Raw genomic sequence first — 13,528 nt, 5'->3', positions numbered from 1 at the left:
TCCTGCAGGTTTGCCCATGTTGATGAGCTGTTGCGATGGAGTGATTTTGGGCCGAAACATTGCCGCTAACAATTGCATCAATAGTTTCGATTTAATTGCAATTTTTACAACAGTGAAATGCGGACGAGCCACGAGGCCCGTCCGTCAGATGAGGTGCAATCACACTGCCCAGCACGAGCAGCCCAGCGCCCCAAAGAAGCCTTTAAGATCAGCAATCGGCAGTTTCGACGTCCATGCGCCTGCATGGTCGTGACCGTGAACACCACAATCGCTGGCGCAGCCGCAGTTGGAAATCGCGGTGCGCCGCAATGAACGTGCACCTGCACCCTCCGGCTCGCCCCAGGCGGCATAACCGCCGAAGGTACGAACGGGAGACCAATCCGGCATGGCGGGCGGTACGTCGTTTTCATCCAGCGCCTTGAAGTCACCCGAACCATAGACGATCTTGCCGCCAACCATGGTCAGCTCCGATACCAGGAACGAGATCTCGTCCTCGGCACAGGCGAAGAAGTCCTTGTCCGGCACGACGAGATCGGCAAACTGGCCCTTCTCGATGCGGCCCTTCTTTCCCTCCTCGTTCGAGAACCAGGTGACCTTTTCGGTCCACATCCGAAGCGCGGTCTCGCGGTCCAGGCAATTGGCACGCGGATAAAGCTGCATGCCGCCGACCGTCTTGCCGGTGACCATCCAGGACAGTGAAACCCAGGGGTTATAGGAGGCCACACGTGTCGCGTCCGTGCCTGCCGAGACGTTCACACCCTTGTCGAGCATCTTCCTGATCGGTGGAGTGGCTTCTGCCACGCCGTGGCCGTATCGCTCAACAAAATATTCGCCCTGATAGGCCATCCGGTGTTGGGTGGCGATGCCGCCGCCAAGGGCTGCGATGCGGTCGATCGAGCGGTCGGAGATCGTTTCGGCATGGTCGAAGAACCAGTTGAGACCTTCGAGCGGAATGTCCTTGTCGACCTTTTCGAACACGTCGAGCGCACGGGTGATCGTCTCGTCATAGGTCGCGTGCAGACGCCATGGCCAGCGGTTCTCGGCCAGAACCCGCACCACTTCCTCCAGTTCACCTTCCATTTCCGGCGCCATTTCGGGCCTTGGTTGGCGGAAGTCCTCGAAATCGGCTGCGGAGAAGACGAGCATCTCGCCAGCGCCATTGTGCCGGAAGTAGTCATTGCCCTGCTTGTATTTGACCGACTGCGTCCATTTGAGAAAGTCTTCTTTCTCTTCCTTCGGCTTTTGCGTGAACAGGTTGTAGGCGAGACGAACCGTCATCTGGTTTTCGTCGGAAAGTTTTTGAATGACTTCGTAATCGTCCGGGTAATTCTGAAAACCGCCACCGGCATCAATCACGCCGGTAATGCCCAACCGGTTCAGTTCGCGCATGAAATGACGGGTCGAATTGACCTGATAATCCAACGGCAGTTTCGGCCCCTTGGCAAGGGTGGAATAGAGAATGGCTGCGTTTGGCTTGGCCAGCAGCAACCCGGTCGGATTGCCATTGAGATCGCGCGTAATCTCACCACCATGCGGCTCAGGTGTATCCTTGGTGTAGCCAACGGCACGAAGGGCCGCGCCATTCAGAAGTGCCCTGTCATAGAGGTGGAGCAGGAAAACGGGTGTATCGGGCGCGACAGCGTTGATTTCTTCGATGGTCGGCAGGCGTTTTTCTGCAAACTGGTGCTCGGTGAAACCGCCGACGACACGCACCCATTGCGGAGCGGGGGTTATCGCCACCTGCCGTTTGAGCATACCCATGGCATCGGCCAGCGAGCGGACGCCGTCCCAGCGCAGTTCCATGTTGAAGTTCAACCCACCACGCACAACGTGGGTATGGTTGTCGATCAGGCCGGGCAGAACGCGCTTACCCCTGAGATTGATGATCTTCGTGTCTGGTCCGGCCAGCGCCATCACATCGGCCTCGCTGCCTACGTCAGTGAAAATGCCGTCCTTGATGGCGATGGCCCCTGCCTCAGGGTTGGCGCGGTCAAGCGTTGTGACGCGTCCGTTGTGCAGGATGATATCGGGATGCATCGTGTCTGCTCCGGTCTTGTTTGGATCTGCGGCTTTGGCCGTGGAGAAGAGATTGGACAGAGCGAGGCTTGACGCCCCGCCGAGGAACGTGCGGCGCGTCGCCATCAGGCTTGCCCATCCGTCGCGTCATCTCGGGATACGACCGCAACTGGGCCTTGCCCGCCCTTCGGCATATGGCCAAACATATGTGGCTTGATATGTGTCAGCCACGAAACGGCAGCGGGCTCCTTTGCCCATATCGTCTTTGCCAGCGGCACGATCTGTTCGCCGACGAGAATGCCAAGCAAGCCGACCAAAGCGATGACGGGGGGTGCCGGTGACCGCACATTGAGAAGCCCGTAAATCATCCCGACGAGAAGTCCGACGGCGAGCGAAAGGAGGTAGATTTTCATTGAAGCGATCCTTTTCCAAAATGATTGCCCCGCCCGGCAATTCAGGCGGGGCTGCTTCAGATCAGATGGCGGCCGGGTTAGGGCCGATGCGCTTGCCATGGCTGACACGCTCGGCACCGCCGTGGACGTGCGTAACGGCATAATCAATGCCCATGCCGTAGGCGCCGGAATGCTCTTTGACCAAGGTGGTAACGGCGTCGTAGGTTTCTTTGCGCGCCCAATCGCGCTGCCATTCCAGAAGAACCTGCTGCCAGGTGACGGGAACCACACCAGCCTGAATCATACGGTCCATGGCATATTTGTGCGCATCCACGGACGTGCCGCCGGAAGCGTCGGCAACCATGTAGATTTCATAGTCAGTGTCGTTCATGCAAGACAGCGCGAATGTCGTGTTGCAGACTTCGGTCCACAGCCCGGAAACAACGATCTTCTTGCGGCCCTCGGCTGCGTGTTTGCCAAGCGCATCGCGAACGTTCTGGTCGTCCCAGGAATTCATGGATGTACGCTCGAGGATGTCATTGTTGGGAACGACGGCCAGCAATTCTGGGAAGGTGTTGCCTGAGAAGCTGTCTGTCTCGACGGTAGTGATGGTGGTCGGAATGTTGAAAATCTGCGCAGCCTTGGCAAGACCGACGACATTATTCTTCAACACCTGACGATCGATGGACTGAACGCCGAAGGCCATCTGCGGTTGCTGGTCGATGAAGATGATCTGGCTGTTCTGGGGTGTGAGAACCTGAAGCTTGTTGGACATGTCGTATTTCCTTTGGTGGGTTGCGTAAGGGAATGGAGGAGGGGAGGCGCTAAGTCTTGAAGGTTATGCCGACCGATTGTCTAAAAGTGACATTGTGCTTTTGGCCTTCTTTTTCTGAGTTCGTTGTCTGGTGTGATTTGAAATCTAAGCCAGTTGATTCCGCGCCGGAATTGCAATAATAATTGTCAATGAATTGCGCTCGGTGAAACAATCAATGAACGACTACAAGGCGCTGCGAACCTTTTTGATGGCTGCGGAAAAGCGCAACTTCGCTCAGGTCGCGCGGGAACTGGATATGACGCCAGCGGCTGTGACGCGCGCGATTGCGGCACTTGAGGACGATCTCGGCGTGCAACTCTTCGTGCGCACGACCCGGCAGGTATCTCTGACGACCGACGGGGCAGTCTACGCGGCACAGATACAGCCCGCCTTTGAGGCGTTGGAGAACGCCCGAAAAGACGTGATGAACACTCACAAGGCCGACCATGGCCGCCTGCGGATCAGCGCGCCCACGTGGTTCGGCCAGCAGGTCCTGCCGCCTGTCCTGTCAGGTTTCCAGAAGCGCTATCCAAAGATCAGCTTCGAAGTGTCTCTCGGCGATGGTTTGGTTAACATCATCGATGACGATTTCGATCTGGCGATCCGTATTTCCGCAGCACCATCGGACAAGTTCACGATTTGGCGTAAAATCAGCGTGGTGAAGCGCATTCTGGTCGCTGCTCCGGGCAGTCGATTTGCGGATATGCAGCATCCCAGCGAACTGACGCCGGACGACTGCCTTGCCTATAGCGGCGAAAGCAGGCGGGAGAACTGGGTGCTCTTCGATGGCGGCGGAAGCACCAGCATCTCAGCGGGCAGGGCGTTCAGCGCTAATAGTGGCGAGGTGCTGGCGAGAATGGCCGCAGACGGCATCGGTGTGGCTTTGCTTCCGACGTTTCATGTTGCGGAACATCTACAGTCGGGAAAACTCGTCAATGTTTTGCCCGGATGGACACCGCCAGACCTATGGCTGACGCTCTACTATCCGCCTTATCAATCGCTCCCGCCCCGAATTGCGTCCTTCTCGAAGTTCTTCGAAAGAGAGGTTCCCGGCCTCATGGCTCACGATCGCGGTTGAGAAATGCGCAAGCATAAATATCGCTTTATCAAAAACTCAAATTTGCTGTGATGATGGGGATTGTTGTGGATCAGAACACGCCCCAGCGGGTGCATAAGAAGAAATTCGACCCGCAGATGAGGCTGCCCGTACTCTGCGTCGGCTTTCCCATCCCCGTTCCTGACATGGTACGGTCGCTTGCGGTCCTGTACCGGAAATAAGAAGAACAAGTATTTGGCTGGACTGAGAATTTATACAGATATCATCACTGAAACGAGGGGGTCGGGCGTTCGATACCCATCAAGGCGGAGACGACCGGCAGGGCCCATGCAGATGCGGGGCTTGGTTTGCATCTGCATGGGCGATGTGGATCAGCCATTCATCCGAGTGGCTATGCAGCTTCCCAAACCTGATTGAGGATTTTCGCCGCAAGTGCCGCTTTGTCCTGCGGCAGGAAGCGACCGTAGTGTTGCTGAACGACATCCGGTGTGTCCTGGATGGCATAACTCGCCTGCTCGTATGACCCGGTCTGCTTTAGGATATGGGTTGCCAGAATATCCCGAAGATTATGCGGTCCGTGCGGCAGCAAGCCCTTGATGGCTCCGCGGCCGGTATAGGGATTGTAGATGCCGTAGCGTTGGATCACTGTCCGCCATGCTTCATAGAATTTGGTGGAATCGTATGCCGCGTCCAGACTGGTCGTCTTCACCGTCTTGACGAAAAAGGTGCCGGGATCTTTCGCTGAACCGAGCAGCACACCGCGATGGCAATCGATATAGGCCTCAAGATATTTGTAGAGGTCGAGCAAATCCGGCAGGATCAGGCGAAACGGCTTTTGTCCGAAGAATGATGAGCCTGAGTTCTTGAAGGCGATTGATGGGATGAGGACCTCCCATCCGTTTTCCCGATCGCTTCAGCGCAATTCACCGCATTTCATATCCTCCAGCCGCCGCTCTGATGTCGGAAAATGCCCACGCGGGCACAAACGAAGCTGGAGAAGGTTCTTTTGTCGAAGCCCAAGATGAAGACCCAGGCGAAGCAAAAGGAAAGAGCGGACCGCTTCGGCTGCTGCTCGAGGATAGCGATCTTCATCCGGCATGCGCTTCAGGATTTCATCTGTAATCTTGCGGTACTCCGACAATGGGCTGTCTGCCTCAAGGATCACCATGATCGGCTCGAACGGATCGCGATGCACGCGCATGACACGCTGGATTTCCTTCGAGCGATTGGCAGCGTGCCGGTGGAACGCATCGCAGGCGCCGTGCCAGTCACGCCTCGCAAATTCTATCTCCTCCGGCGCGATCAGCCCTTCGATTGGCTGAACCTTCTTCAGGAGCTCCGGATGCTGGCGGATCCAGCCCACTTCCGCCCGCGTGAGAGCTTGCGCCACCATCAGCATGTCTTCTTCCCACTTGGTGTAGAAGCCGCGGCGCTGCTCCCGCCATTGGAGGTACCAGTCCCAGACGCCCGGGAAGATCAACAGGCCAAAGGTTAGTTGGCGGAGCGGCACACCGCGCCCTTTGACGACGCTGGCGGGTGAGGCAGCGAGGGCACCGAACATGAGGCCGAGATGCTCGACCTTCTGGGATGCGGTTTCCTCTCCCCAAACTCCATTTCGTTGGAAGCCGATTGCGGTCAGCGTCGATGTCTTGAAGCGGATCAGATCGGCCATCTCCATAGCCAACCGCGGCGGCGCATCGACGACGCCGGACAGGAGATCAGGATCTTCAAAGGCCTCGGGATTGTGACTCGTGCTGTCCGGGTTTATTTGTGGTCGTGGAGACAGGGTGCCTACGCCATAGGTGATGCCTGGAAACCGAATTGCATAACCCTGTTTGATTGCCGCCGCCTGGTAGCGACGATAGTTGGTTGAGCCCGAGATGATGAACCGGCGCACCCATTCGATGATTTCCTCCCGCTTGGAGAACGGCAAGCTGCTGAAATTATCCGGAAGATGCCATGCAAGTCGTCGCCGCTCCGCAGCGCTGATGTCGCCCATATCATGGCCGTATAGGGAGCGGGATTGGTGCGGCAGCTTCCCTTTGAAATACCCCTGTCCCAGTCGGTAGCGCCGCTCTATACGGGACAGGATCTCGAAGCTCGTCAAAGATCGCGGCACGCGCTCGCCCTGAACCCACGACAGCAAAGTCTTGTCATCGAACGTCTCGCCCAGGCGAACGACGGCGCGGTAGAGTTGCCAGTAGCTCTCGCCGAACCGGCGCATGTGATAAACGAGCGCATCGTTAAAGCTCGCCGGATCATCGGTCGCCTCAAACAATGGCTCAGGGAATGGACTAATTGGTTTCGGTTGTGGTCCCCTCTGCACTGACGAAGAGGTAGCCGGGGTCTTGTCGGAGAGGATCTGTCGCGGTCTGAAACGCGTCGCAGTTTCCACCTTGCGCCGAACGGTATTGCGCGATTTCGTGCGTGTTTTCGTCGACTGTATGTCATCGGCGGCAGGCGGTTCTCCGAGCCAGCGGATAATCGCGTCCAGTCCCGGACGGAGCGCCTTCTTCAAATCGGCTGTCAATTGGTTTTCGATCCCGCATGCCTCGCCAATGGCCGTCCAATCCATACGGCCACTAACGATCGGTGGTGGCCGGCGGTGGATGACAAGACCAACGAGATAGGGCCGAATGCTTTCCAGAACTCGCTGTGAGGCGATTGGCGCGATGCGCACCTCGCAGAAATCCGAGATTTTTCGTTGAAAGTGATGAATTGAAAGATCGTGTGTTGCCATGCTCTTATTCCATATCTCTCGAATACCGGTGTCGAGGGCGGGCGGGAATAGGAGTGGACGTTTAACAAATGGTATTGCCGCAGCGGCGAGCTTTTGGGGCTAGGCTCAGGTTCCCAGATTTCAAATGAAGCATCATGAGCCTCATGCTAAAGGTTGCAGATGGGATTCGGGGTTTTCATTCACCGGTCAGATTCGATTTACGACGATAGCCCGGCTGAACAATACCAGTTCCCGGGTCAGTATCTCGGTCGTGTCCAGGCCTGTGTAGGTGACTGGATCGTCTACTACGAGCCTCGGAAAGTCGCAGCGACCCGCGGCTATTTTGCTGTCGCCAAGGTTGAACGGGTTATTCCTGATCCGAAGGCCCCCGGCATGTATCTGGCGCTGATCGAACAAGGCAGCTATCTCGACTTCATCAATCCCGTTCCGTTCAGCGGACCAGACGGTGTCATAGAGCGAGGCGTGCTGAATGAAGAGGGCCGCATTTCGGGCAGAGCACAGGCCGCAGTCCGGCCGATATCCGCAGCAGATTTCAACCGCATCGTATCTATTGGCATAGACGAGCATGAGCCTGAACTGCCTCGGCTGGATGAGCCGGGGGTGACGCATGCGGTCGATGGATTTGCAGATGAAGCTCAAGCGCCGTTCATGTTCGAGCAGGAGCGCGACCGGGTTACGCAACTCTCGTCGCGGATCGTTCGAAATCGGCTGTTTCGCCGCCTCGTTCTTCACGCTTATGACAAACGATGCGCCATCACGGGATTGAAGCTCATCAACGGTGGTGGCCGGGCAGAGGTCGACGCCGCACATATCCGGCCGGTGGAAGCGAGCGGGCCTGACATTCTTTCCAACGGAATTGCTCTTTCGGGCACCGCACACTGGATGTTTGACCGCGGTCTGATTGGCCTTTCGGACGATCTTGATATCCTGATATCGCGTCAGGCGAATGATCCTGACAGCATTCAAGGACTCCTCAACAAGACCGGGAAGGCGATCGTGCCTAGCAGGGTTTTCGAGAGGCCACATCCCCAGTTCCTGAGATGGCACCGTGAGAACTGTTTCAAGCAGTAAACATTTGGGTAGTCCTGCGGTGATGTGGATTCATCCCGATCGGTTCTATTTCAGTCAGTTGGCGCCAGTAATCCTAAAATCATCCCGATCGGTTCTTTTGTCTTCCTTTTGCACCATCTGATGATATAATCATCCCGATAGGGGTGATTATGGAAAAGATCAAAGATACGAAAAGCCTCGGCATGCTAATCCGTCAGGAGCGCAAACAGCAAGGGTTAACCCAGGAGCAACTCGCCGGGGTGATTGGTGTGGGGGTACGTTTTCTGCGTGAACTCGAGGCCGGCAAAGAGAGCTGCCAGATTGGCCGTGCGATGCAAGTCTTGGCCGGTCTTGGCCTTCTTGTTTCGGTCGGGCGTCGCCAGGGCCCGCGATCATGACCCGGGTATTGGACGTCTATTTTCGCGACACCAAGGCGGGCGTACTCGGCCGGCTTGACGACGGCCTGCTGACTTTTGCCTACGATGGCGCGTATCTCCTGGACCAACGATCGCGTGCGATCTCGTTCTCGATGCCCCTGCAGGAAGAAGCCTTCGGTGATCAGGTGGTGCGCCCGTTTTTCTCCGGTCTCTTGCCTGACGAAGGCGCGCGGCAACGCCTCGCTGGGGCGCTCGGCCTTTCGGCAGGCAATGCCTTCGGACTACTGGAAGTTATCGGGGGCGAATGCGCAGGTGCCTTGTCACTCTATCCGACCGGCACGGTGCCCGAACCTCCCGGCCAGTCCCAAGCCGAAATTCTCACTTCGGAACGCCTGGATGAAATTCTCAGCAGGCTGCGGACCCGGCCTTTGCTTGGCGGAGACGAGGGCATTCGCCTATCGCTCGCCGGCGCGCAGGATAAACTGGCGGTCATTGTCGATGGAGATTCCATTGCCTTGGCAAAAGACGGCAGACCAACGACCCATATCTTGAAACCAGTCATCCAGGCTTTGGAAGGCACGGTGGAGAACGAGTATTTTTGTATGCGGCTGGCTGCTCGCCTCAAGCTGCCGGTACCCCATGTCGAGATACGCCTAGCCCGGGCGACTGCCTTTCTCCTGGTTGAGCGTTATGATCGGACGAAAGCTGCAGACGGTATCATTGAGCGCTTACACCAGGAAGACTTTTGCCAGGCCCTTAGCGTCCCGCCGGAGCTGAAGTATGAGGCCGAGGGCGGACCGGGGACAGGACATGCTCTCGGGCTGATCGACCAGGCCTGCGCTAGACCTGTCGCGGATCGGTTGCAATTCATCCGCATGCTGATCTTCCATTATCTCGTCGGCAACGCCGATGCCCACGGCAAGAACTACGCCCTGCTTTATGGCTCCGATGAACCGGATCTGGCACCGATCTACGATGTCGTTTGCACGGCCGTTTATCCTCGCTTGTCAAAGAGGCTCGCCATGAAGATTGGCGGCCGCGATGTGCCCGACACGATCCAGCTGAAGCATTGGGCGACACTTGTGCCCGAAACCAAATCTTCTCAGCGCATCCTTGTTCGCGACCTTGCCCAAATGGCGGAAAGGATTGTGAGCGAGGTTGATATCCTTCTTGCAGAGTTGGCAGACGAGGGGATCAATCATCCCATCCTGAGCGGAATTCGCAAGGTCATCTCAAGCCGGGCTGGTTCATTGCAGAGAGTCACGCAGCAGGTATCTTAAGTGTTTGAATGGTCGCGGATATCTAGCGCTTTGTCCTTCGACCAACGGGCCGGCGGTTCGTATCCCTTCAAGAGCTAGCCTTGTGCATGCCTGTTTCGAATCCATAGCTCGCAGTGCAATCAGCGGCAAAGCAGTTCTCGCTGGATCAGTGGATTTAATCACGGAAACGCTGGCGATGTTTGCGGCATCGCCAGCAACTTGTCTTCAAGCCGCCTCCCAAACCTGGTTTAGTATTTTTGCCGCCAGTGCTGCTTTGTCTTGCGGCAAGAAACGACCATAATGTTGTTGAACCATTTCCGGCGTATCCTGAATGGCGTAGCTCGCCTGTTCATATGAGCCGGTTAGTTTCAGAATGTGAGTTGCCAACACGTCCCGAACATTGTGGGGGCCGTGTGGCAGCAGCCCACTGATCGCTCCGCGACCAGTGTACGGGTTATAGATGCCGTAGCGTTGGATGATGAGACGCCAAGCTTCATAGAATGTCGTCTGATTATAGGCCGCGTCAGCGCTTGATAGCTTGACGGTCTTGACGAAGAACGTCCCCGGATCGGTAGCGTGACCGAGTAGAATCTTTCGGTGACGTTCGATGTAGGCGTTGATGTAGTGGTAGAGGTCAAGCAGATCAGGCAGGATCAGCCTGAATGGCTTAGATCCGAAGAAGGACGAGTTGGCATTCTTGAATGCGACCGATGGGATCAATACCTCCCAGCCATTCTCTCTGTCGTTCCACCGAATTTCTCCACGGCGCATTTCTTCAAGACGCCTTTCAGACGTCGGGAAATGGCCGCGTGGGCAAAACAGCAGTTGACGCAGATTTTTTTGCCGCAGGCCTAGATGAAGTCCTAGCCTTAGCATGAGAAACGAGCGTACAGATTCTGCTGCAGCTCTCGGGTAGCGGTCTTTGTCGGGCATACGGAGGAGGATTTCGTCAGTAATCTTGCGGTATTCGGCAAGAGGGCTCGGTGCCTCAAGCACGCACATGATTGGCTCGAACGGGTCTCGGTGGACCCGCATGACCCGCTGGATTTCCCTGATCCGGTTTCTTGCATGGGAATGGAACGCATCGCAGCAAGCGTGCCAATCACGTCGGGCGAAGGCAATCTCTTCCTTTGTAACCAAGCCACTTACCGGCATCACGCGCTCGATGAGTTCAGGATGCTGCCTGATCCAACCGGTTTCCTCCCGGGTGAGCGACAATGAGATGCTCAGCATGTCCGCTTCCCAAGCCGTGTAGAAGCCGCGTCGCCGCTCACGCCACTGTAGATACCAATCCCAGACACTTGGAAACACTAGCAGGCCGAAGCTCAATGCGCTTAGCGGCACGCCTCGACCGGCGACTTCGCCCTCAGGTGACGCAGCAAGAGCACCAAACATCAACCCAAGATGTTCGAGCTTCTGAGATGCCGTCTCCTCGCCCCATACTCCATTGCGTTTGAAGCCGACTGCAGTCAGGGTTGCGGTCTTGAACGACATCAGATTGGCCATTTCGAGCGCAAGTTGGGCAGGTGCGTCGATTACCCCGGAAAGCATATCTGGGTCTTCAAGCTCGTCCTTACATTTATCGACTACCTTACGGGATGACGACATCGGTCTATGAGAACCGCCGTACGTCACACCAGGGAAGCGGATGGCATAACGTTGCTTCGTAGCCAGTGCCTGATAACGACGGTAGTCCGTCGCACCGGTTAAGATCACGCGCCTGACCCATTCAAGAATTTCGGCACGCTTTTCCTCCGGCAATGAATTGAAATCATCCGGCAGATGCCACGCCAGACGTCGACGCTCTGCAGGAGAGACATCGTCACCGACATCATATCCGACCCCGGCACGAGACTGGTGAGGAAGCTTTTCCTTGAAATAACCGAGTGGCAATCGGTACCGTCGCTCTATGCGATTGAGAATTTCCAGGTTTGCCACACTGCGTGGCACTTTCGTCCCCTTCAGCCAGCTCAGCAATGTTGTTGCTTCAAGCGCATCGCCGTCTCGGAATATGGCACGATGCAAATGGTAATAGCTCTCACCGAAACGGTCGATATGGAATTGGAGAGCAGCCTGAAATGATACCGGTTCGTCGTAAGTCTCGAAGAGTGGTTCTGGGAACTCTTCGATGGGCTTGGGCTTCGGACCGGTTTTTGATCGATAACTGGTTTTGGCCGCGTCAGGCGTGCTTTTATTCGAAAGGCTTTTTGCGCGGCTGCGTGTCTTTGTTGCTTTGCCTGTGGCCGAGGGTCTTTTATGACTTCGCCCGGTTTCAGCGAACCACCGTGAGATGGCATCGAAACCGTACTGGCCGACCCTCCTGAGTTCTGCTGATATCTGCTCAAGACCGCATGCCAACGAGATTTCTTCCCAATTGACATGCCTGCCGAGCATGGGAGGAGGCATCCGGTCGTCAATCAGACCGATCATGTATTGTGAAAGCGCGCGAAATTGCTTTGCATCCGTAAGCGGCGCCACCTTCATCTCGCAGAAGCTGGAAATCTTGCGCCGAAAGACGATTGCCGATTGATCTATGCTCATTCAGGTTTCCCTTGCAGATTACAGCCCAGCCCAGCCCGGGGGCGGCTTGCTAAGGGAATTGGGTTGACGAGATATTAACGCTCAAAAAATGCGCGCATCAATATGTCTGGCGCGCGTAGTTCGTTCAGGGGACTTCCATTCAAGTGAATGTTCGGATGTGTTATCTTCCGAATTGTTGGCAGGAGATACGAACTTATAACGCGAGATATGGTTCTGATCAGAGAGCTTCTGCTCAGGTTGGACGCCATAGAAATTGATGGCACCGGCGGGCTATTGTTGACCGGCAGCAGTCCTGAGGTCGCAATTGAGGGGTACCGGGACGAGGTTATCCATTATCATCTGCACCTGCTGGATGATGGAGGTTTCCTTATGCCGTTGAGGATCAAAAAGCAGCCTTCGATTTCAGTGAGCTTTCGGGGACTGAGTTGGAGCGGCCATGAGTTCCTAGACAGTGTCCGACGCAAAGATGTTTGGGATCATACCAACGCTATTATGAGAAGGGCGGGAGGAGGCACCTTCGAGATCGCGAAGGCAGTTGCTGTCGCTTATATTTCCGAGCAACTATCGTCGCAGTTTGGTATCGCACTTAAAAAATAGATTGGCGAAAAGACGAATGCTAGATTTTGTAATTCAATTGCAGTACTATTCCATACCAATCTGGAGATAGTTATGGCTGCAAATGCGCTCGTTCAAACTCGTATCGATGCTGACGTTCGTGACCGGGCGTCCTTAGTTCTGGAAGGTATGGGACTTACGGTGTCAGACGCGGTTCGCATATTGCTTACGAGGACCGCCAATGAGGGCATGTTGCCGCTTGAACTTTTTTCAGGCAGTGAGGCTCACGATACCTGGTTTCGCGCCAAGGTGCTTGAGGCGCTCACTGATACAAGACCGGATATTTCAGATGATGAAGTCGAAGCTCATTTCGAAGAGCGTCGGCAGGCTGCGCGCAACAAGGCGGCGGGTATGACGTCTTGAGACTAACTTGGTCTGCGTTTGCCTTATCGGATCGCGATGCAATTTTTACGTTTATCGAGTCAGAGAACCCGGCCGCCGCCGTTTTGGTTGACGAACGCCTCGTCGTTGCAGTCCGTCGCCTGATCGATTTTCCAGCAAGTGGCCGGCTTGGCAGAATTGCCGGGACGCGCGAGCTTGTAATCAGCGGAACGCCTTACGTAGCGGCTTACGCAGTTAGCGGAACTACGATCCGCATCCTACGCGTATTACACGGGGCTCAGGAGTGGCCTGAAGCTTTCTCAATCAGTTAGCCTCGCCTGATAGC

General features: G+C 55.9%; 13 protein-coding genes. 7 read left to right on the top strand and 6 right to left on the bottom strand.

The genetic code is table 11. The features are described from left to right. Window positions 1-159 precede the first annotated feature (159 nt). The 3 genes from QRN85_RS21605 to QRN85_RS21595 form a co-directional block, all read right to left on the bottom strand. A complete protein-coding gene (locus QRN85_RS21605; protein WP_284760046.1) occupies window positions 160-2,142 on the bottom strand; it encodes an amidohydrolase in 1,983 nt (660 codons plus the stop codon). After that, window positions 2,142-2,429: a XapX domain-containing protein gene (locus QRN85_RS21600; RefSeq protein WP_042618875.1), complete on the bottom strand. Its 288-nt coding sequence runs from the start codon at window positions 2,427-2,429 to the stop codon at window positions 2,142-2,144. Before QRN85_RS21600 ends, QRN85_RS21605 begins: the two co-directional genes overlap by 1 nt. Window positions 2,430-2,490: 61 nt before the next feature. Further along, window positions 2,491-3,183 carry a hydrolase gene (locus QRN85_RS21595; RefSeq protein ID WP_113170284.1) on the bottom strand — a complete coding sequence of 231 codons (693 nt, stop codon included), beginning with the start codon at window positions 3,181-3,183 and terminating at the stop codon, window positions 2,491-2,493. A 214-nt stretch (window positions 3,184-3,397) separates the two neighbouring features. On the opposite strand from QRN85_RS21595, the gene QRN85_RS21590 reads away from it, so the two are divergent. Beyond that, on the top strand, window positions 3,398-4,300 hold the full coding sequence (locus QRN85_RS21590) for a LysR family transcriptional regulator (protein WP_113170285.1): 903 nt from the start codon (window positions 3,398-3,400) through the stop codon (window positions 4,298-4,300). Window positions 4,301-4,670: 370 nt separating this feature from the next. On the opposite strand, the gene QRN85_RS24580 is transcribed toward QRN85_RS21590, so the two are convergent. Beyond that, window positions 4,671-5,087, bottom strand: a complete 417-nt coding sequence (locus tag QRN85_RS24580) for a hypothetical protein (protein WP_502870819.1) — start codon at window positions 5,085-5,087, stop codon at window positions 4,671-4,673. Window positions 5,088-5,192: 105 nt separating this feature from the next. Next, window positions 5,193-7,019, bottom strand: a complete 1,827-nt coding sequence (locus QRN85_RS21585) for a hypothetical protein (protein ID WP_502870818.1) — start codon at window positions 7,017-7,019, stop codon at window positions 5,193-5,195. 159 nt (window positions 7,020-7,178) lie between these two features. On the opposite strand from QRN85_RS21585, the gene QRN85_RS21580 reads away from it, so the two are divergent. The 3 genes from QRN85_RS21580 to QRN85_RS21570 all read left to right on the top strand — a co-directional run bounded on the left by QRN85_RS21580 (window position 7,179) and on the right by QRN85_RS21570 (window position 9,726). Beyond that, entirely contained in the window at window positions 7,179-8,090 is a 912-nt protein-coding gene (locus QRN85_RS21580; RefSeq protein ID WP_092990775.1) for an HNH endonuclease, read from the top strand. Between the two features lie 149 nt (window positions 8,091-8,239). Next, entirely contained in the window at window positions 8,240-8,467 is a 228-nt protein-coding gene (locus tag QRN85_RS21575; protein ID WP_062590678.1) for a helix-turn-helix domain-containing protein, read from the top strand. Beyond that, window positions 8,464-9,726, top strand: a complete 1,263-nt coding sequence (locus tag QRN85_RS21570; protein WP_284760043.1) for a type II toxin-antitoxin system HipA family toxin — start codon at window positions 8,464-8,466, stop codon at window positions 9,724-9,726. The genes QRN85_RS21575 and QRN85_RS21570 overlap by 4 nt, the downstream gene beginning before the upstream one ends. A gap of 204 nt (window positions 9,727-9,930) precedes the next feature. Here QRN85_RS21570 and QRN85_RS21565 read toward each other — a convergent pair whose 3' ends face one another. Beyond that, on the bottom strand, window positions 9,931-12,246 hold the full coding sequence (locus tag QRN85_RS21565) for a hypothetical protein (protein WP_284760042.1): 2,316 nt from the start codon (window positions 12,244-12,246) through the stop codon (window positions 9,931-9,933). A gap of 207 nt (window positions 12,247-12,453) precedes the next feature. Here QRN85_RS21565 and QRN85_RS21560 point away from each other — a divergent pair, with 207 nt between their 5' ends. The 3 genes from QRN85_RS21560 (at window position 12,454) to QRN85_RS21550 (ending at window position 13,514) form a co-directional block, all read left to right on the top strand. Further along, the gene (locus tag QRN85_RS21560; protein WP_162927987.1) at window positions 12,454-12,843 is read left to right on the top strand and encodes a DUF2513 domain-containing protein; all 390 of its coding nucleotides are present in this window, start codon (window positions 12,454-12,456) and stop codon (window positions 12,841-12,843) included. A 72-nt stretch (window positions 12,844-12,915) separates the two neighbouring features. Beyond that, complete coding sequence (locus tag QRN85_RS21555; protein ID WP_112960867.1) at window positions 12,916-13,224, top strand: type II toxin-antitoxin system RelB/DinJ family antitoxin; 309 nt, start codon at window positions 12,916-12,918, stop codon at window positions 13,222-13,224. Continuing rightward, complete coding sequence (locus QRN85_RS21550; RefSeq protein WP_113171094.1) at window positions 13,221-13,514, top strand: type II toxin-antitoxin system RelE/ParE family toxin; 294 nt, start codon at window positions 13,221-13,223, stop codon at window positions 13,512-13,514. The genes QRN85_RS21555 and QRN85_RS21550 overlap by 4 nt, the downstream gene beginning before the upstream one ends. The last annotated feature ends 14 nt before the right edge of the window (window positions 13,515-13,528 follow it).

The organism is Agrobacterium sp. fls2-241-TYG-188a, from assembly GCF_030209845.1.
The sequence above is the reverse complement of the archived record's forward strand: the minus strand, read 5'-3'. Positions and strand labels throughout refer to the sequence as shown.